Origin of the sequence: Sphingopyxis sp. (genome assembly GCF_035686825.1) — a bacterium.
Lineage (GTDB): Bacteria > Pseudomonadota > Alphaproteobacteria > Sphingomonadales > Sphingomonadaceae > Sphingopyxis.
The window spans coordinates 213086-231785 of record NZ_DASRYZ010000003.1 but is presented as its reverse complement, the minus strand read 5'-3'; the positions used below and the strand labels follow the sequence as shown (position 1 = coordinate 231785).

Below are 18700 nucleotides of genomic sequence, written 5' to 3'. Positions count from 1 at the left end.
ACTTTGCCGGACCCACCCCGCTGTGACTAGCGAGCAAGCTCGCAAGTCTCGCTGCCCCTCCCGCAAGCGGGAGGGGACTTAACCATTAGAACTTCAAACCCTTCACCGTCTTCACGCCGGGAAGCTGGCAGAGCTGCCACAGCAGCGGCTCGGGCATCGGCGAGTCGAGGCTCAAGAGCAGCACCGCTTCGCCGCCCGCGGCGCGGCGGCCGAGGTGGAAGGTGCCGATGTTGAGCCCCGCTTCGCCGAGCGCGGTGCCGATGCGGCCGATGAAGCCCGGCGCGTCCTCGTTGACGATGTAGAGCATATGACCGTCGAGGTCGGCTTCGACCTTGATACCGAACATCTCGACGAGGCGCGGTTCGTTGTTGCCGAACAGCGTGCCCGCGACCGAACGGTCGCCCGCTTCGGTCGCGACGGTGACGCGGACGAGCGTGTGGTAATCGCCTTCGCGGTCGTGGCGCACCTCGCGGATGTCGAGCCCGCGCTCGCGCGCGAGATGCGGGGCGTTGACCATGTTCACGCTATCCGAATAGCGGCGCATCAGGCCGGTGAGCACCGCGGCGGTGATCGGCTTCATATTGAGCTCGGCGGCGGCGCCCTCGACCTCGATCGAAATGTGCGTGAGATTGTCGTGCGCGAGCTGGCCGACGAGGCTACCGAGCTTTTCTGCAAGGCTCATATAGGGGCGCAGCTTCGGCGCTTCCTCGGCCGACAGGCTGGGCACGTTGAGCGCGTTGGTGATGCCGCCGGTGAGCAGATAGTCCGAAATTTGCTCGGCGACCTGAATCGCGACATTGACCTGCGCCTCGTCGGTCGACGCGCCGAGATGCGGGGTGCAGATGAAGTTCGGCGCGCTGAACAGCGGATGGTCGGCCGCCGGCGGCTCGGTCTGAAACACGTCGAGCGCGGCGCCCGCGACATGGCCCGATTCGAGCGCTTCCTTCAGCGCCGCTTCGTCGATCAGCCCGCCGCGCGCGCAGTTGATGATGCGCACGCCTTTCTTGGCCTTCGCCAGATTTTCCTTCGACAGGATGTTCCGCGTCTGGTCGGTCAGCGGCGTGTGCAACGTGATGAAGTCGGCCTTGGCGAGCAAGGTGTCGAGATCGGCCTTTTCGACGCCGAGTTCGATGGCGCGTTCGGGGGTAAGGAAGGGGTCGAAGGCGACGACCTTCATGCGCAGGCCGAGCGCGCGCTCGGCAACGATGCTGCCGATGTTGCCGCAGCCGATCAGGCCGAGCGTCTTCGAGGTCAGCTCGACGCCCATGAAGTCATTCTTGGGCCATTTGCCCGCCTGGGTCCCCGTGTTGGCTTCGGGAATCTGGCGCGCGAGCGCGAACATCATCGCGATTGCATGTTCGGCGGTGGTGATGCTGTTGCCGAAGGGGGTGTTCATCACGATGACGCCCTTCTTCGACGCCTCCGGAATGTCGACATTGTCGACGCCGATGCCGGCGCGGCCGACGACCTTCAGGTTCGTCGCGGCGGCGAGAACATCGGCGGTGACTTTCGTGGCCGAACGGATCGCAAGGCCGTCATAGTCGCCGATCATCGCGATCAGCTCGTCCTTGGTCTTGCCGGTGATCACGTCGACCTGGATGCCGCGTTCCTTGAAGATCGCTTCGGCTTTGGGGTCCATCTTGTCGCTGATGAGGACTTTGGGTTGGGTCATTTCGATAGCTTTCAAAAGCTCCGTTCGTCCTGAGCTTGTCGAAGGACAGTATTTCTCTTGGACGTCGGAAGAAAAGGGCGGCCCTTCGACAAGCTCAGGGCAAACGGAAAAAAGGGAGCGTCAGGCCGAAAGGCTTGCGTAGGCCCAGTCGAGCCACGGGCCTAGCGCTTCGATGTCGGCGGTGTCGACGGTCGCGCCGCACCAGATGCGCAGGCCCGGAGGCGCATCGCGATAGCCCGCGATGTCATAGGCCGCGCCTTCCTTTTCGAGCAGACCCGCGAACTTCTTGATGAAATCCGCATCGGCGCCCGCGACCGACAGGCAGACCGACGTCTTCGAGCGGCTGGCGGGGTCGGCGGCGAGGTGGGAGAGCCAGTCGCGCTCCGCGACGATCGTGTCGAGCGCCGCGGCATTGGCGTCGCTGCGTGCCTTCAGGCCATCGAGACCGCCCAGGGACTTCGCCCATTCGAGCGCGAAGATCGCATCTTCGACCGCGAGCATCGACGGGGTGTTGATCGTCTCGCCCTTGAACACGCCTTCGGACAGCGCGCCCTTCGACATCAGGCGGAACACCTTGGGCAGCGGCCAGGCAGGGGTGTGGGTTTCGAGCCGTTCGACCGCGCGCGGGCCGAGGATCAGCACGCCGTGACCGCCTTCGCCGCCGAGCACTTTCTGCCAGCTGAAGGTCGCGACGTCGATCTTGTCCCACGGCAGGTCGTAAGCGAACACCGCCGAGGTCGCGTCGGCGAAGCTGAGGCCGGCGCGGTCGTCGGCGATCCAGTCGCCATCGGGAACGCGCACGCCCGAAGTGGTGCCGTTCCAGGTGAAGAGGACGTCGTTCGACCAGTCGACCTGCGTCAAATCGGGAAGCTCGCCGTAGTCGGCGCGGATGATTGTCGGATCGAGCTTGAGCTGCTTCGCGGCATCGGTGACCCAGCCCTCGCCGAAGCTTTCCCAGGCGAGCGTCGTCACGGGGCGGGCGCCGAGCATCGTCCACATCGCCATTTCGAAGGCGCCGGTGTCGGAGCCCGGCACGATGCCGATGCGGTGCGTGTCGGGCAGCTGCAGCATCTCGCGCATCAGGTCGATGCAATATTGGAGGCGCGTCTTGCCGATCTTCGCGCGATGCGAGCGGCCGAGCGATTCGGTGTTCAGTTTTTCGGGAGACCAGACCGGCGGCTTGGCGCAGGGTCCGGAAGAAAAATAGGGGCGCGTCGGGCGCACCTTTGGCGTCGTCACTTCACTCATAATAGTCTCTCCTTGCAGAGAGCTCGCGCGGCGTTGGGACCGCGTGGCCCGGCGCCGCGTTTAGGGCGGACGCGCGGGCTGTCAAACAAATTGCACGGACCGCGCGAAATTTTCGACGAGTGGAGAAAATAGTATACAGCTTGTTAACCATTTCGTCGGTATTTTGACGGCCATGCCGATCCCGACGTTCCTGAAGCCCCGGATCCTGATCGCCGCCAGCGCGGCGCTCGCACTATCGGCCTGTTTCGGTGCGCCCGAAGCGATGAAGAACGGTGGCGGAAAACGGACGTCGGCTAGCAAGCCGAGCCGCCCGCAAGCGATAGGCACTCCCTCTTTCACCAGCGCCGCGGCGCAGCAATGCGCGTTCGACCTCAAACAGGCCGGGGTGCGCTTCACGCCGCTGCCGAACCAGGATCATGGCGGCGGCTGCACCTCGATCGATTCGGTGAAACTGCTCGACGTCGGCGTGCCGGTGTCGGGGCTCGGCGCGATGACCTGTCCGCTCGCGAAGAATTTCGCCGCCTGGGCGCAATATGCGGTGAAGCCCGCGGCGCGAAAATATTTCGGGACCGAGGTCGTGAAGATCGAAACCTATGGCACCTACAGCTGCCGCAACATCTATGGCGGCCGTTCGGGCCGGCTGTCGCAGCACGCCTATTCGAACGCGATCGACGTGTCGGGCTTCGTGCTTGCCGACGGGCGCCGCATCATGCTCGACGGCGGCTGGGACGGCGACCAGCCGTCGCGGGATTTCCTGCGCGCGCTGCACAAATCGGGCTGCCGCCGCTTCGGCACCGTGCTCGGCCCCGATTATAATGCCGCCCATTATAATCATTTCCACTTCGACATGAGCGGCAACGGCTACTGCCGCTAAAGCCCGTCCGTCTTGGCAAAGTCACGCGGACCGGCTAGCCGTCCGCCAATGGCAGAAGATAAACAACCCCATCGTTCGCGTTTTCACAAAGCCAAGGACGACGCGCAGTTCGCCAAGCAGGCGACCACCACCCCGCAGACGGCGCACCCCGCCTACAAGCTCGCATTCCAGGACAAGGATTTCCTGTTGCGCGAGGATTTGCGCCCGGTTCGCTTCCAGCTCGAACTGCTCAAGCCCGAATTGCTGCTCGACGAAGCGGGGATCGAATCGACGCTGGTCATCTATGGTTCGGCGCGCATTCCCGAACCGTCGCAGGCCGACGGCCTCGAGGCCGCGGCGACCGACGATGCGCAGCGCAACATCGCGCGGCGGCTGAAGGAAAAAGCCAAATATTATGACGAGGCGCGCGCGCTCGCGCGGCTCGCCAGCCAATATCCATGCGATGAAAAGGGCTGCCGCCATTTCGTCGTCTGCTCGGGCGGGGGGCCGTCGATCATGGAGGCCGCGAACCGCGGCGCCGACGACGAGGGCCGCGAATCGATCGGACTCAACATCGTGCTCCCGCACGAACAGGCGCCGAACCGCTTCGTCACACCGTCGCTGAGCTTTCAGTTCCACTATTTCGCGCTGCGCAAGATGCACTTCCTGCTCCGCGCGCGCGCGGTCTGTGTATTCCCCGGCGGCTTCGGCACGTTCGACGAGATGTTCGAACTGTTGACGCTGATCCAGACGGGCAAGATCAAGCCAATTCCGATCGTCCTGTTCGGCAAGGAATTCTGGCAGCGCGTGGTCAATTTCGAGGCGCTGGTCGAAGAGGGCGTGGTCAGCGCGCGCGACCTCGATCTTTTCCGCTTTGTCGAGACCGCGGATGAGGCGTGGACGATCATCACGGATTTCTACGCGAACATCGAGGAACATTGATCGACTGCAATCCTCCCTGTCGCGAAGCAATGGGGAGGGGGACCGCCGCCGCAGGCGGTGGTGGAGGGGCGGCGACGGTGCGTCATGGGCCTCTCCGTCAGCCCTACGGGCTGCCACCTCCCCATCGCTTCGCGACAGGGAGGATCAATGAGCTATTTCGACTGTTCTTCCAGATAGAGGATCAGCGCCTTGCGATCCGCAGGGTCGATCACCCCGGCAAAGGCCATGCGCGTTCCGGGGACATCCTTCATCGGGGCTTTCAGATAGGCGTCGAGCGCGGCTTCGTCCCAGACGCCGCCTTTCGCCTTCATGGCGCCCGAATAGGAGAAGTCCGGCTTCGACGCGACCGCGGCGCCGACGATGCCGTGCAGATTGGGGCCGATGCCGTTGGATCCGCCCTTTTCGACGGTGTGGCAGGCGACGCAGCGCCGGAAGACCTGTTCGCCCATCGCCGCCGTCGGCGCGACGGCAGGGGCCTCGACCGCCGCTTCGCCGCTCGCGGGCGCGTCGTCGGCGGGGTGATCGCTCTTGCCGCAGCCGGCGAGCGCCAGTGCGCCCGCCAGCAGCACGGGCGCGAGCCGCATTATTTCTTGGCTTCGGCCGGAGCGGGCGCGGCGTCAGCAGCCGGAGCGGCTTCGCCCTCGGCCGCCGGGGCAGCCGCGGCGGCAGCTTCGCCTTCGGCCGGTGCGGCACCCGCTTCTTCGGCCGCGGGAGCGGCTTCGGCGGCGGGCAGCGGCAGGTTCGAACCCTGGCTGTTGAGATAGACGATCAGGTTCGCGCGGTCCTCGGGGCTGCTGAGGCCCGCGAACGACATCTTGGTGCCAGGGGCGTATTTGCGCGGGCTCTTCACCCATTCGTCCATGCCCGCGAAGTCCCAGTTGCCCGCAACGCCCTTCAGCGCCGCCGAATAATCGAAGCCCGGAACATGGCCGTGCGGCTTGCCGAGCGCACCCCACAGATTCGGGCCGATGCCGTTGGCGCCGCCCTGATTGATCGTGTGACACGCGGCGCATTTCGCGAACACCGCTTCGCCCTTGGCCGGGTCGGCGGCGGCGAGCAGGTTGGGAAGCGGCACCGCCGATTCGCCGCCACCGGCACCGGCTTCGGCATCTTCGATCGGATAACCGGGCTTTTCGGGGGCGTGGCTGGCGAACAGCATCTGCGACCCGATCGTCAGGCCCAGCGCGCAAATGCCGGCGAACAGCACCCAGCCGGCAATAGTATTGTTGCGATCGTCCATGCTCTAGCAGCCCCGTTAGCTGGCGCCCGCTTGCCGGACGCATCTTTGATTTGGAGGCTCCCTTAAAGGGGCGACGACGGCGGCGCAAGGGGATGAAATCGCCCGCAGAGCCGAAGGCCCAAGGTCCGGTTGCGCGCGGCGGGCGGGGCGGCTATGCGCCGCGGCTCCACCCTGGGAAGGCAATCGATGGGCAGCTATTCGGCTTCGGCGCAGCATCTGGTCGACGAAATGCGGGCGGTGGCGCTCGCCGAGCCCGGACGCGGGCTGGCGTTCCAGGGCGCGCCCGGCGCGAACAGCGACCTCGCCGCGCGCGAATATGATCCGAATTCGCTGCCGATGCCCTGCTATGCGTTCGAGGATGCGATCGACGCCGTGCGCGAGGGTCGCGTCGACCGCGCGATCATCCCGATAGAGAACAGCCTGCACGGCCGCGTCGCCGACATCCATTTCCTGCTCCCCGAATCGGGCCTGTCGATCGTCGGCGAGCATTTTCTGCCGATCCGCTACGGGCTGATGAGCCGCGACCTTGGCCCGGTGACGCGCGCGATGAGCCACGAGCAGGCTTTGGGGCAATGCCGCCACTGGCTGCGCGCGAACAATATCGCGCCCGTCGCGCACAGCGATACCGCGGGCGCGGCGGCGTGGGTTGCCGACAGCGACGAGGTCGGCCTCGCCGCGCTCGCGCCGCCGCACGCGGCCGAACTCTATGGCCTGACGCTGCACGGCATCGGGATGGAGGATGCCGACCATAATACGACGCGTTTCGTCGTGCTGGCGCGCGAACCGCTCGCCGATGTCGCGGCGATACCCGGCCCGCTGATGACGACCTTCATGTTCGAAGTGAAGAATATCCCGGCCGCGCTCTACAAGGCGCTCGGCGGATTTGCGACCAACGGCGTCAACATGACCAAGCTCGAAAGCTATCAGACCGGCGACAGCTTTGCGGCGACCAAATTTTATGCCGACATCGTCGGTGCTCCCGGCGACGAAAGGATCGATCGCGCGCTCGAGGAACTCGGTTTCCAGACCAAGTCGTTGCGCCTTCTCGGCACCTATGCACAGGCGCGGACGCGTCCCTGAGGTCGGCCGCCGACGTCGTTTCTTCGGTCTCAGTTGCCCCGGCGGCGGAGCATCCGTGCGGTCGCCGACGTCTGGACGATGAACAGCGTGACGAGGATGCTCGACACGACAAGCGCGAACAGATCGAACACGGAGAAATTGGTGCCTTTGATGTCGGCCCCGCCGATGATCGGCATCGAAATGGTCATCGCCATCAGCATCAGCCGCAGCTCGGTCGGCCCGCCCGCCATGTAGGACAGGCGGAATTCGCCGAGGATCTTCGCCGAAATGAAAGTGTGGATCGAGAGCAGGAAATAGCCGATCACCCCCATCAGCGCGACGTCGAGCCGCATATAGGGGCTCATGCCAATCGCGCTGATCATCAGCAGCGTTGCGATCGCATCGACGCTGTGATCGACGAAATAGCCGTAATTGGGGCGTTCGATGCCGCGCCAGCGCGCGAGGCTGCCGTCGAGCGAATCGCCGAACCAGTTGACGATATAGCCGGCGAGCGACAGGCCGAGCCATTCGCTGTCGAACCAGCTGAGCAGATAGCCCGCCGCGACGAGCACCGCGCCGGCGAACCCCAGCGTGGTGAGCTGGTCGGGGGTGACCCATGCGGGAAGACGCGCGCACAGCCAGTTGAGCAGACGGCGTTCGCTGCGCGCGAGGATATTCTGCTGGATGCGGACCGGCGCCTTGGCGACGGGTTCGAACTTGCTCATGGGGACCCTTTGTTCCGGCCGTCACGAAAGTGCCGGTCGCATGTCATCGATCCGTCATAGAGGTAAAGTTGTGCGGGTGAAAGGGTGACGCGGTCGGTGCGACGTGCCTTCGCGCCGGTCAATCGCGCCAGGGGCCGATTTCGCCGACCTCGCCGATCGTGCGGAAACGGACTGCGCCATCGACCCACGCCACCTCCCACATCGGCGCGGGGCGCGCCCATTCGCCGATCACGAACAGCGGCAGCCTGTTCACCTTCACGAAGGCGAGATCGTCGGCGGTCGGGCCGGGAACGACCGTGTCGGACCGCTGGTGCAGCCGGACGACGGCGAGCGTGCCGGCGGGCGGTGCGGGCAGCGACTGGCGCACCGGGAAGCCCATGCTCCCCGCCACGACCGGATAGCCCTTGTCGTCGCGACGGATCAGCAGCACCTTGTCGGCGTTCGCATAGGGGCCCTCGACCGGCCGCCCGGCGACCTTGCGTCCCGCGATCGCGACGAATTGGCGCAGGTCGGTATCGGCGATCGGCGACAGGGGCGCGAGCTCGGGCGTCGCGGCGGCGGTAGTCTCCGGGGGCGCGGCGGCGGGTTCGGCGGCGAGCGCCGCGACGAACAGCAGCGCGGCGATCAATGCGCTTCGCCCCAGCTCTTGCCCGTGCCGACCTCGACCTCCAGCGGAACCGACAGCTTGAGCGCCGGTTCGGCGGCGCCCGACATCACCGCGCGGATGACATCGCCCGCCGCCGCGGCCTTGTCCTCGGGCGCTTCGAACACCAGCTCGTCGTGAACCTGGAGCAGCATGCGGACGTCGGAAAGCCCCGCGTCCGCCAATGCTTTCGGCATCCGCGCCATCGCGCGCTTGATCAGGTCGGCGCTGGTGCCTTGGATCGGCGCGTTGATCGCCGCGCGTTCGCTGCCAGCGCGTTCGTTTTGGTTCGCGGCCTTGATGCGCGGGAACCAGGTTTTCCGCCCGAACAAAGTCTCGGTATAACCCTTGGCGCGCGCGTTATCGAGCGTGTCGGTGATATAGTCTGAAATGCCCGGGAAACGCTCGAAATAGCGCGCGATCAGCGCCTGCGCCTCATCGGGTGTCACTTCGAGCCGGCCCGCGAGCCCCCAACGCGAAATGCCGTAGAGGATCGAGAAATTGACCGTCTTCGCCTTGCCGCGCGTGTCGCGGTTGACCTCGCCGAACAATTCGATCGCGGTCGCGGCATGGATGTCCTGTCCCTGCGCGAAGGCCTCCTTGAGTTCGGGGACATCGGCCATATGCGCCGCCAGCCGCAGTTCGATCTGGCTATAGTCGGCGGCGACGAGAACATGGCCGGGCGCCGCGATGAAGGCGTCGCGTATCTGGCGGCCGGTCTCGGTGCGGATCGGGATATTCTGGAGATTGGGGTCGGTCGACGAAAGGCGCCCGGTCTGCGCGCCGACGAGGCTGTAGCTGGTGTGGACGCGACCGGTGGTCGCATTGATCTGCTGTTGCAATGCGTCGGTATAGGTCGACTTCAGCTTCGAAAGCTGCCGCCATTCGAGGATCTTGCGCGCGATCGGCACGCCGTCGCGTTCGAGGCGCTCAAGCTCGCTCTGGTCGGTCGACCAGTCGCCCGACTTGCCCTTGCGCCCGCCTTTCAGGCCCATCTTGTCGAACAATATTTCGCCGAGCTGCTTGGGGCTGCCGATCGCGAAAGGCTGGCCGGCGAGGCCGTGGATTTCGCCCTCCATGCGCAGCATGTCGTTCGCGAACTCGCCCGACAGCCGCGCGAGATATTCGCGGTCGACCATGATGCCGGCGCGCTCCATGCCCTCGACCACGGCGGCCAATGGCCGGTCGACCATTTCATAGACGCGCGTGCCGCCCTCGATCGGCAGGCGGAGCTTCAGCAGCTTCCACAGCCGCCACGCGACCTCGGCGTCCTCGGCGGCATATTGCGTCGCGCGGTCGAGTGGAACCTCGGCGAAGCTGATCTGCGACTTGCCGGTCCCGCACACTTCCTTGAACGAGATGCAGACATGGTCGAGGTGGAGCTTCGCGAGCTCGTCGAGCCCGTGCTGATGCTTGCCCGCGTCGAGCGCGAAGCTCATCATCAGCGTATCGTCATAAGGCGCGATGGTGATGCCGTGCTGCGCGAGCACGCCGATGTCATATTTGAGGTTGTGCCCGACCTTGAGCACCGCCTCGTCGGAGAAAAGCGCATGGAGGCGTCCGATCGCGTCGGCGAGCGGCACCTGCTCGGGCTTTTCGGCGAACATGTCGGTTCCGCCATGGCCGAGCGGGATGTAGCAGGCGCGCCCCGGGGCGGTCGCCATGCTGACGCCGACGAGCGTGCCGGTGACGCTGTCGAGGCTCGCCGTCTCGGTATCGATCGCGACGACATGCGCGGCGCGCGCTTCCTCGATCCAGCGGTCGAGCGCCTCGATCGTCGTTACCGTCTCGTAAAGCGCGCGGTCGATCGACGGCATGACGGGAAGGGTGGGGGTCGAGGGGCCCGCGGCGGGTGCCGCCGTCGCGGCGCTCGCGCGCGGCAGGGTCGGCGGACCGCCGGGCGTGCCGCCGAGGTCGAGCTTGGCCGAAAGCGAGCGGAAGCCATGCTCGTCGAGGAAGCTCTTGAGCGGCAGCGGCGGGATCGCGCCGAGCTTCAGCGCGTCGAGCGCGTCGGGCAGCGGACAATCGCGCTTGAGGTCGACGAGGATGCGCGACAATTCGGCCATTGCGCGATGCTCGATCAGATTGTCGCGCAGCTTCGACGCCTTCATCGTCGCGGCCCCGTCAAGTGCGGCGGTCAGATTGCCATATTCCTGGATCAGCTTGGTCGCGGTCTTCGGGCCGACGCCGCGGACGCCGGGGACGTTGTCGACGCTGTCGCCCATCAGCGCGAGCACGTCGCCGACGAGATCGGGGGTGACGCCGAACTTCTCGTTCACCGCTTCGAGCCCGAGCCGGACATTCTTCATCGTGTCGAGCATGTCGACCTGCGGTCCTTCGGCGGGCTCCCGGATGAGCTGCATCAGGTCCTTGTCCGACGATACGATCGTGACGTCCCAGCCCTCGCGCACCGCGGCCTCGGCATAGCTCGCGATCAGGTCGTCGGCCTCGAAGCCCTCCATCTCGATACACGGCAGCGAAAAGGCGCGCGTCGCGTCGCGGATCAGCGGGAATTGCGGGCGCAGATCCTCGGGCGGTTCGGGCCGGTTCGCCTTATATTGGTCGTAAATCTCGTTGCGGAACGACTGGCTCGAATGGTCGAGGATCACCGCGAGGTGCGTCGGCCCGTCGGCGTCGTGCAGATCCTTCGCGAGCTTCCACAGCATCGTCGTATAGCCATAGACCGCGCCGACGGGCACGCCGTTGGGGTTCGTCAGCGGCGGCAGGCGGTGATAGGCGCGGAAGATGTAGCTGGAGCCATCGACCAGATAGAGATGATTCTTCTCGGACATGGCGCGGGGTGTAGCAGCGGCGGCGCGGACGGCCTAGCGCGATGTTCCCGCTTTCTTCTTTCTCAGGCGCGCGGCTGCGGCGGCAGATCGAAGTGCATCACATCCTCACGCACGCCGAGCTTCGTATAGAGTGCGATTGCCGGATCGTCGCCGTAATCGGCCTGGACGAACACCGCCCACGCGCCGGTTTCCGCCGCGATATGCTGCAGCTCGGCGATCAGCGCGGTGGCGATGCCGCGGCGGCGGTGCGCGGCATCGATCGCGAGGTCGTAAAGATAGATTTCGCTGCGCGCCGCCTCGAGCTTGGGCAGGTCATAGGCGGTGAGGCCGCCGATGACGACACCGCCCAACTCGGCCACCAGCACGATGACCTCATCGCGGTCGAGCTGGCGTGCGAGCCAGGCGTCGTCGGGCCGGTCAGCACGGTAAGTGACGGGATCGTCGAAGGCGGCGGCATAGACGGTGTTGAGCGCACGCGCCGCGGCGATGTCGCTCGTTCCCAGCCGCCGGACGATCATTGTGCGATGGCGTCCGCGACGGCCGGTGCAGGGGCGACCGAATCCCACCAGTCGCCAAGCGCATCGATCAGCGGGACGAGCCGTTCGCCGTCCACCGTCAAATCATATTCGACGCGCCGCGGATAGCCTTCGAACTCGGTCCGCCGGACGATCCCCGCATCCTCGAGCTTGCGCAACTCGAGCGTCAGCATCTTGTGCGAGATCGTCGGATTGTCGCGGCGCAGGTCGCTGAACCGTTTCGTCCCGTCGCTGAGATAATAGATGAGCAGCGTCGGCCAGCGGCCACTCAACAGCTGCATCACCTCCTCGATTGGACAGCGCGAAACCAGATCCTTCATCTTCGCCCTCATGGTTACAAAAAGGTGCGTAATTTACGCGGGCTCCCGGCGCCCTATATCGGAAACCGCTGCGCAGCTCCCCCCTCAAGAAGAAGATGGAGCAATATATTGGAACCGATCCTTATCTATGGCTTCCCGCTGGGAAGTTCCATGGGGCTTGTCGCGGCCCTCGAATGGCTGGGCAAACCCTATCGCCTGTGCCGCGTCGACATGCTCGGCGAAATGCGCGAGCCCGCCTATGCCCGCATCAACGCGCGGCACGAGACGCCGGCGCTGATCACCGACGAGGGCAAGGTCCTTACCGAAACGATGGCGATCGCGCACTGGCTCGCCGCGCGCGACGACGAACGGCGGATCAGCCCCGATCCGATGTCGGCGGAAGGCGACCGGATGCGGCAGATCATGGCGTTCATCAACACCGGCTTCACCGGCGCCTTCACCCCGCTGTGGGTCGCGCTCGAAATGGACCCGCCGCGCCCGACGCTGCAGGCGTCATTGCGTGAATTTGGCAAGGAAGCGGTGATCGAGCGCCACGACCGGCTCGAGGAAATGGTCGGCGACACCCCCTATCTGGTCGGCGAGCGGCCGACGCTGGCCGACGCGCTGTTCATCGGCGTCGCGCGTTGGCTGGAATTCCACGAGGTCGCCGAGCCCGTTCGCTGGCCGAAGCTGGCGGCGCTGCGCGCACGGCTCGAGGCCGATCCCGCGATCGCCTATGCCACCGCGCTCGAAAGTGGTGAAAGCGCGGCAGGTGGGGCCAAGTGCCTCGGCCATGTGCCGCTCGCCGAAGTCATCGAGCGTTACGGTGCCTGACCGGGCCGGTGCGCGGCGCATCGCCGTCGCGCACCGCTTCCCCGCGCGCCATTGTGAGCGCGCATCGGCTTTGGTAACCTGCGGCAATGGACAGGATCGAAACCCAGGCCTCGGGCGGCTGCCAGTGCGGCACGGTGCGCTTTCACGTCACCGCCGTGCTCGACACGTCGCATATCTGCCATTGCCGCATGTGCCAGAAGGCGGCGGGCAATTTCTTCATCGCATTGATCGGCGTGCCGCGCGCCGCAATCAGCTGGACGCGCGGCACGCCCGCCTGGTTCAACAGCTCGGACAAGGCCGCGCGCGGCTTCTGCCGCGACTGCGGAACGCCGCTCGCCTATGATTATTTCGAGAGCGAGCACCTCAATCTGACTACCGGTTCGTTCGACGACCCGTCGCAATTTCCGCCACGGGTCCAGTTCGGCACCGAGGGCCAGCTATCGCTGTTCGAAAGCCTGCCGATCAAGGGCGAGGGCACGACCGAAGAAGTGATGAGCGACCTGGTGGGCGCGATCAAGGCGAGCAACCACCAGCATCCCGATCATGACACCGAGGTATGGCCGCGCTGAAGCGCGCGGAGCGCGTCAGACGCCCGCGCGGATCAGGTGATCGAAGGCGGACAGCGACGCCTTCGATCCTTCGCCCATCGCGATGACGATCTGCTTGTAGGGCACCGTCGTGACGTCGCCCGCCGCAAAGATGCCGGGCTGGCTCGTCGCGCCGCGCGCATCGACCTCGATCTCGCCGCGATCGCTGAGCGCCACCGCATCGCCGAGCCATTCGGTGTTCGGGATCAGGCCGATCTGGACGAAGATGCCTTCCAGCTCGACGAGATGCTCCTCATCCCTGTTGCGATCGCGATAGCGCAACCCGACGACCTTCTCGCCATTGCCGAGCACTTCGGTGGTGAGCGCCGAGGTGATGACGGTGACGTTGGACAGGCTGCGCAGCTTGGTCTGAAGCACCGCGTCGGCGCGCAGCTCGCCGTCGAACTCGATCAGCGTCACATGCGCGACCAGCCCCGCAAGGTCGATCGCCGCCTCGACCCCCGAATTGCCGCCGCCGATCACCGCGACGCGCTTCCCCTTGAACAGCGGCCCGTCGCAGTGCGGGCAATAGGCGACGCCTTTGTTGCGATATTCGGCCTCGCCGGGGACGCCCATCTGGCGCCAGCGCGCGCCGGTCGACAGGATCACCGTCTTGCCCTTCACGCTCGCGCCGCTTTTCAGCTTCACTTCGTGCAGGCCATTGGCGCCGCCGGGGATCAGTTCGGCGGCTTCCTGCACATTCATGACGTCGACGTCATAGTCCTTCACATGCGCTTCCAATTGCGCCGCGAGCTTCGGCCCCTCGGTGTGCTGGACCGAGACGAAATTCTCGATCCCCAGCGTGTCGAGCACCTGCCCGCCGAAGCGTTCGGCGACGACGCCGGTGCGAATGCCTTTACGCGCCGCATAGATCGCCGCCGCGGCGCCGCCGGGGCCGCCGCCGACGACAAGCACGTCGAACGGCTCCTTCGCGGCGATCTTTTCGGCGGCGCGCGCCACCGCGCCGGTGTCGAGCTTGGCGACGATCTGCGCGAGGTCCATACGGCCTTGGCCGAAGGGTTCGCCGTTGAGGAAGACCGCGGGCACCGCCATCACCTGCCGGCGCTCGACCTCGTCCTGGAACAGTGCGCCGTCGATCGCGGTGTGGCGGACGTTCGGGTTGAGCGCCGCCATGATGTTCAGCGCCTGCACGACGTCGGGGCAATTCTGGCACGACAGCGAGAAGAAGGTTTCGAAGGTGAAATCGCCTTCGAGTGCGCGCACCGCGTCGAGCAGCTCGGCATCTTCTTTCGGCGGGTGCCCGCCGACGTGGAGTAGCGCGAGGATCAGCGAGGTGAACTCATGCCCCATCGGCAGCCCCGCGAACACCGCTTCGGCGCGGCCTTCGTCGCCGCGGATCGCGAACGACGGGCGCCGCGCATCGTCGCCATCGAAACGCGCGGTGACGAGGTCCGATTGCGCCGCGACTTCCTCGACCAGCGCGCGCATCTCGGCCGACTTGGGCGAGGCGTCGAGGCTCGCGACCAGCTCGATCGGGCGGCGGAGGTTGCCGAGATAGGTTTTGAGCTGGGCGGTTGTATTGGCGTCGAGCATCGGCATGGGGAGAGCCTTTCGGACAGGGGCAAGGGTTCGCCGCGGGGAACGGCGTCGGAAATTCTCATGTTTTGCGGGGTGCTATGACCGGGCGAGCACTGCCCGCCCGGTCCTCGCAAATAGGTCGGCTTAGATCTTGCCGACGAGTTCGATCGAGGGCGCGAGCGTTTCGGCGCCCTCTTCCCACTTCGCCGGGCAGACTTGGCCGGGGTTGGCGCGGACATAGACCGCGGCCTTGATCTTGCGGACCAGTTCCTCGGCGTTGCGGCCGACGCCTTCGCTGGTGATTTCCATCACCTGGATCACGCCGTCGGGATCGACGACGAAGGTGGCGCGGTCGGCGAGGCCCGAATCTTCACGCAGCACGCCGAAATTATTGGCGAGGACGTGGTTCTGGTCGCCGAGCATGTGATAGTTGATCTTGCCGATCGCCGGCGAGCTGTCGTGCCATGCCTTGTGGCTGAAATGCGTGTCGGTCGACACGGCATAGACTTCGACATCGAGGCCCTTCAGCGTTTCATACTGGTCGGCGAGGTCTTCGAGCTCGGTCGGGCAGACGAAGGTGAAGTCGGCCGGATAGAAGAAGAAAACGCCCCACTTGCCCTTGGTGTCGGCGTCCGACACGGGGACGAACTTGCCCTGATGGTACGAGGTGGCGTTGAACGGCTTGATCGAGCTTCCGATGATACCCATGGGAGAGTGTTTCCTTTGTTTGCTGCACTGCAAAATGATTTGCAGGGCGCCAGCTATAAGGACGGGCGCACGCACTCAACCCCAATTTTCCGGGCACACTTATCGGTTTAATCGATCAAAGCGCGAAGTTCGCGCAAAAGCGCGATCAGCGGCAAATATCCTTCGCGCCCGCGAGCAGATCGATCACCTCGGCGTCGAAGGCGTCGGGGGCTCCCGGTGTGATCTTGCGAAAACGGCGCGCGCAATAGGCGGCGCGCGGGCCGAGATCGGGGACGTCGCGGAACTTCAGCGCGGTTCCCGATTGCCCCCCGACAAGGTCGGGCATGTCGGTCCACACCGTGCGCACCGTGAAGACGGCACCCGGGCGCACCTCGGGCGGGTAACGCTCGTGTCGGCTGATGCACAGCGCCAGGTCATCCACTCGCCAATCGTCCGTCATAATCAACCTCATGGCTGTTACGCAGCGTCGGGAGGAGGCTATCACATAAGCGTCGCGGTGCGAAGCGCCCGTCCGGCGGGCGGGGTCAGGTCGAGGCCGGCGATCGCCGCGCTGGGCGTCAGCCCGAAAAGGCGACGGAATGCGCGCGAGAGATGCGCGGTATCGGCGAACCCCGCATCCATCGCCGCAGTGCGCACGAGCGCGCCGTCGCGCATCTGTTCGGCGGCATGCTGGAGCGCGGACCAGAGCTTAAATTCGCGAAAGGCCTGTCCGGTCGCCGCCTTGAAACAGCGCAGCGCCTGCGTGCGTTCGAGGCTTAAACGCTGCGCCAGCTCGGTCTGCGGCATGCGGCGCATCGGGTCGGCGTAGATCGCTTCGACGGCCGCCATGACCGCTGGCAGCGTATCGGCCCGCGCCGCGAGGCGGGCGCGCAGCGCGTCGATCGCATCCTTCCCGCCGCCGAGCGCGTCCTGCGTCAGATAGCCGAGACCTCTCATAAGTGGCTGCGCCAGCGGAGTTTCGAAAGGAAAGACGAGCCCGCTGAGATAGAGCACGTCGGCACCGCGCGCGGGCAGCGTGACCGCATGCACGATACCGGGACGAACGAGCAACATCTCGCCCTCGACGCGCATCTCGTCCTGTTCGAGCCGCAGGCTGCCGCCGCGCCCCGCGAGCACGCAGACGACGGGGTTGGCGTGCGGCGCGAGCGAACGGACGCCGACCGGGAGCAGCGAATTCCGGAAAGGCGAAAGCGGGTCGGGCATCGCGGCGATTATCCCGGGCTTCGGCGCCCGGCGCAAGCGCCGCCGGTCGGCGGGATCAGCGGTCGATTCCCGCGCGGACGAAGGCGGCGTGCATCTCGCGCCCGTTCGGATGGACGTCCTTGCGCGTGACCTCGCCCGCGTCGTTCACCGTGACGACGTCGAGCATTCCAACGCGGGCGACGAAGGGCGCTCCGCCGGGCTCGCGCAGCGACAGCAGCATCGTCCACTCGAACACCCAATGGTCCGCACCAAAAAGACGGCGTCCCATCTCCATCGAAAAATCGAAGGTCGCGAACAATTGGCGGCAATGTTCGCGCAGCCTTTCGCGGCCGACCACGGGCTCGGTGCCGTCGCGGAGCGCGAAGACGCTATCCTCCGAATGGAGCGAGGCGATGAGGTCGGGGTCCTTCGTTTCCCACCCGACATGATAGCGGTCGAACAGCGCTTCGGTCGGCAGCGGGCGCGCGATCTCGGTCGTAGCGGTCATGTGTCTCTCCCTTCGTTTAGCGAGGAGATTATCAGCCGCCACCCCGATCGCGTTGAACAAACGTGCATTGCGCCTCGGCCCAATATCGGCTGTGGAGGCGCTTCAGATTCGGAGCTGCCCCATGACCCCCACCGCAAAGATTCTCCTCCTCGGCTCGGGCGAACTCGGCCGCGAATTCGTGATTTCGGCGAAGCGCCTCGGCTGTCACGTCGTCGCCTGCGACAGCTATGCCGCCGCCCCGGCGATGCAGGTCGCCGACGAATATGAGGTTTTTTCGATGCTCGACGGCGACGCGCTGCGCGCCGCGATCGAAAAGCATCGCCCCGACCATATCGTCCCCGAAGTCGAGGCGATCCGCACCGAGATTCTCGCCGAGGTCGAGGCCGAAGGTTTCCACGTCGTTCCCTCGGCGCGCGCGGCGCAGCTGACGATGAACCGCGACGCGATTCGCGACCTTGCGGCGAGCGAGCTTAAGCTCACCACGTCGACCTTCGAATATGCCGAGACGCGCGAGGAATTGCGCGCCGCCGCCGAGCGCATCGGCTTCCCGCTGGTCGTCAAACCCGTGATGTCCTCGTCGGGCAAAGGCCAGAGCACGGTGAAAGATGCCGCCGGGGTCGATGCGGCGTGGGACTATGCCGCCGCCGGGATGCGCGGCGACCGGCTGCGCGTGATCGCCGAGGCGTTCATCGATTTCGATTACGAAATCACGCTGCTCACCGTGCGGCACAAGGCCGGCGTTTCTTTCTGTCCGCCGATCGGTCACCGGCAGGAACGCGGCGATTATCGCGAAAGCTGGCAGCCCGCCGCGATGTCGGACGCGGCGCTGACCGCGGCGCAGGATATGGCAACCAAGGTCGTCGACGCGCTCGGCGGCCACGGCATTTTCGGGGTCGAATTTTTCGTGAAGGGCGACGCGGTCATCTTCTCCGAACTCAGCCCACGCCCGCACGACACCGGCATGGTGACGCTGATCTCGCAATCGCTCTCCGAATTCGATCTTCACGCGCGCGCGATTCTCGGCCTGCCGATCCCCTCCATCGCGGTTCCCGACGCGAGCGCCAGTGCCGTGCTCCTCGCCGACCGCGACACGTCCGATTTCGCAATCACGGGGCTCGCCGACGCATTGGCGACACCGAACGCCGAAACCTCGGTCGATGTCCGCATCTTCGGCAAACCGGTGACGCGGCCTTGGCGCCGCATGGGGGTCGCATTGGCCAAGGTCGCTGGCGGCACCACCGACGACGCGCGCGCCGCCGCCGTCGCGGCGGCGGATAAACTGGTGATCGACTACCGCTAGGTCCTGACCCTGGCGACCGTCGGCTCGCCGTGT

Annotated in this window: 20 protein-coding genes; 6 read left to right on the top strand and 14 right to left on the bottom strand. The window is 65.8% G+C overall.

The features are described from left to right. Positions 1 to 85 precede the first annotated feature (85 nt). Positions 86 to 1672, bottom strand: coding sequence for a phosphoglycerate dehydrogenase (gene serA / locus VFG17_RS05760; RefSeq protein ID WP_325028509.1), 1587 nt, complete (start codon positions 1670 to 1672; stop codon positions 86 to 88). 120 nt (positions 1673 to 1792) lie between these two features. Further along, on the bottom strand, positions 1793 to 2920 hold the full coding sequence (locus tag VFG17_RS05755; protein ID WP_325028508.1) for a phosphoserine transaminase: 1128 nt from the start codon (positions 2918 to 2920) through the stop codon (positions 1793 to 1795). 172 nt (positions 2921 to 3092) lie between these two features. Between VFG17_RS05755 and VFG17_RS05750 the strand changes: the two genes are divergently transcribed. Continuing rightward, positions 3093 to 3794 carry an extensin family protein gene (locus VFG17_RS05750; protein ID WP_325028507.1) on the top strand — a complete coding sequence of 234 codons (702 nt, stop codon included), beginning with the start codon at positions 3093 to 3095 and terminating at the stop codon, positions 3792 to 3794. Between the two features lie 48 nt (positions 3795 to 3842). Beyond that, a complete protein-coding gene (locus VFG17_RS05745) occupies positions 3843 to 4715 on the top strand; it encodes an LOG family protein (protein ID WP_325028506.1) in 873 nt (290 codons plus the stop codon). Positions 4716 to 4867: 152 nt separating this feature from the next. On the opposite strand, the gene VFG17_RS05740 is transcribed toward VFG17_RS05745, so the two are convergent. Together VFG17_RS05740 and VFG17_RS05735 are read right to left on the bottom strand one after the other, a co-directional pair. Continuing rightward, positions 4868 to 5299 carry a cytochrome c family protein gene (locus VFG17_RS05740; RefSeq protein WP_325028505.1) on the bottom strand — a complete coding sequence of 144 codons (432 nt, stop codon included), beginning with the start codon at positions 5297 to 5299 and terminating at the stop codon, positions 4868 to 4870. Then, positions 5299 to 5955 carry a cytochrome c family protein gene (locus VFG17_RS05735; RefSeq protein ID WP_325028504.1) on the bottom strand — a complete coding sequence of 219 codons (657 nt, stop codon included), beginning with the start codon at positions 5953 to 5955 and terminating at the stop codon, positions 5299 to 5301. Before VFG17_RS05735 ends, VFG17_RS05740 begins: the two co-directional genes overlap by 1 nt. A gap of 186 nt (positions 5956 to 6141) precedes the next feature. Between VFG17_RS05735 and VFG17_RS05730 the strand changes: the two genes are divergently transcribed. Next, a complete protein-coding gene (locus tag VFG17_RS05730) occupies positions 6142 to 7035 on the top strand; it encodes a prephenate dehydratase (protein WP_325028503.1) in 894 nt (297 codons plus the stop codon). 29 nt (positions 7036 to 7064) lie between these two features. On the opposite strand, the gene VFG17_RS05725 is transcribed toward VFG17_RS05730, so the two are convergent. The 5 genes from VFG17_RS05725 to VFG17_RS05705 all read right to left on the bottom strand — a co-directional run bounded on the left by VFG17_RS05725 (position 7065) and on the right by VFG17_RS05705 (position 11991). Beyond that, a complete protein-coding gene (locus tag VFG17_RS05725; RefSeq protein WP_325028502.1) occupies positions 7065 to 7739 on the bottom strand; it encodes a CDP-alcohol phosphatidyltransferase family protein in 675 nt (224 codons plus the stop codon). Between the two features lie 118 nt (positions 7740 to 7857). After that, positions 7858 to 8367 (bottom strand): hypothetical protein, encoded by a 510-nt coding sequence (locus VFG17_RS05720; RefSeq protein ID WP_325028501.1) that lies wholly within the window; start codon positions 8365 to 8367, stop codon positions 7858 to 7860. Continuing rightward, entirely contained in the window at positions 8364 to 11174 is a 2811-nt protein-coding gene (gene polA, locus VFG17_RS05715) for a DNA polymerase I (protein WP_325028500.1), read from the bottom strand. The genes VFG17_RS05720 and polA overlap by 4 nt, the downstream gene beginning before the upstream one ends. 62 nt (positions 11175 to 11236) lie before the next feature. Next, on the bottom strand, positions 11237 to 11692 hold the full coding sequence (locus tag VFG17_RS05710) for an AAC(3)-I family aminoglycoside N-acetyltransferase (RefSeq protein ID WP_325028499.1): 456 nt from the start codon (positions 11690 to 11692) through the stop codon (positions 11237 to 11239). Further along, complete coding sequence (locus VFG17_RS05705) at positions 11689 to 11991, bottom strand: helix-turn-helix domain-containing protein (protein ID WP_325028498.1); 303 nt, start codon at positions 11989 to 11991, stop codon at positions 11689 to 11691. The genes VFG17_RS05710 and VFG17_RS05705 overlap by 4 nt, the downstream gene beginning before the upstream one ends. A 147-nt stretch (positions 11992 to 12138) precedes the next feature. On the opposite strand from VFG17_RS05705, the gene VFG17_RS05700 reads away from it, so the two are divergent. Next, complete coding sequence (locus tag VFG17_RS05700) at positions 12139 to 12843, top strand: glutathione S-transferase family protein (protein ID WP_325028497.1); 705 nt, start codon at positions 12139 to 12141, stop codon at positions 12841 to 12843. A gap of 86 nt (positions 12844 to 12929) precedes the next feature. Next, a complete protein-coding gene (locus VFG17_RS05695; protein ID WP_325028496.1) occupies positions 12930 to 13412 on the top strand; it encodes a GFA family protein in 483 nt (160 codons plus the stop codon). Positions 13413 to 13427: 15 nt separating this feature from the next. Here VFG17_RS05695 and ahpF read toward each other — a convergent pair whose 3' ends face one another. From ahpF to VFG17_RS05670, 5 genes are all read right to left on the bottom strand, one after another. After that, entirely contained in the window at positions 13428 to 14984 is a 1557-nt protein-coding gene (gene ahpF / locus VFG17_RS05690) for an alkyl hydroperoxide reductase subunit F (protein WP_325029083.1), read from the bottom strand. A gap of 129 nt (positions 14985 to 15113) precedes the next feature. After that, positions 15114 to 15677, bottom strand: coding sequence for an alkyl hydroperoxide reductase subunit C (ahpC, locus tag VFG17_RS05685; RefSeq protein ID WP_325028495.1), 564 nt, complete (start codon positions 15675 to 15677; stop codon positions 15114 to 15116). A gap of 145 nt (positions 15678 to 15822) precedes the next feature. After that, positions 15823 to 16098: a hypothetical protein gene (locus tag VFG17_RS05680; protein WP_325028494.1), complete on the bottom strand. Its 276-nt coding sequence runs from the start codon at positions 16096 to 16098 to the stop codon at positions 15823 to 15825. A gap of 59 nt (positions 16099 to 16157) precedes the next feature. Then, positions 16158 to 16880: an AraC family transcriptional regulator gene (locus VFG17_RS05675; RefSeq protein WP_325028493.1), complete on the bottom strand. Its 723-nt coding sequence runs from the start codon at positions 16878 to 16880 to the stop codon at positions 16158 to 16160. 55 nt (positions 16881 to 16935) lie between these two features. Next, the gene (locus VFG17_RS05670; RefSeq protein WP_325028492.1) at positions 16936 to 17367 is read right to left on the bottom strand and encodes a nuclear transport factor 2 family protein; all 432 of its coding nucleotides are present in this window, start codon (positions 17365 to 17367) and stop codon (positions 16936 to 16938) included. Positions 17368 to 17488: 121 nt separating this feature from the next. Between VFG17_RS05670 and purT the strand changes: the two genes are divergently transcribed. Then, complete coding sequence (gene purT / locus VFG17_RS05665) at positions 17489 to 18667, top strand: formate-dependent phosphoribosylglycinamide formyltransferase (protein ID WP_325028491.1); 1179 nt, start codon at positions 17489 to 17491, stop codon at positions 18665 to 18667. The last annotated feature ends 33 nt before the right edge of the window (positions 18668 to 18700 follow it).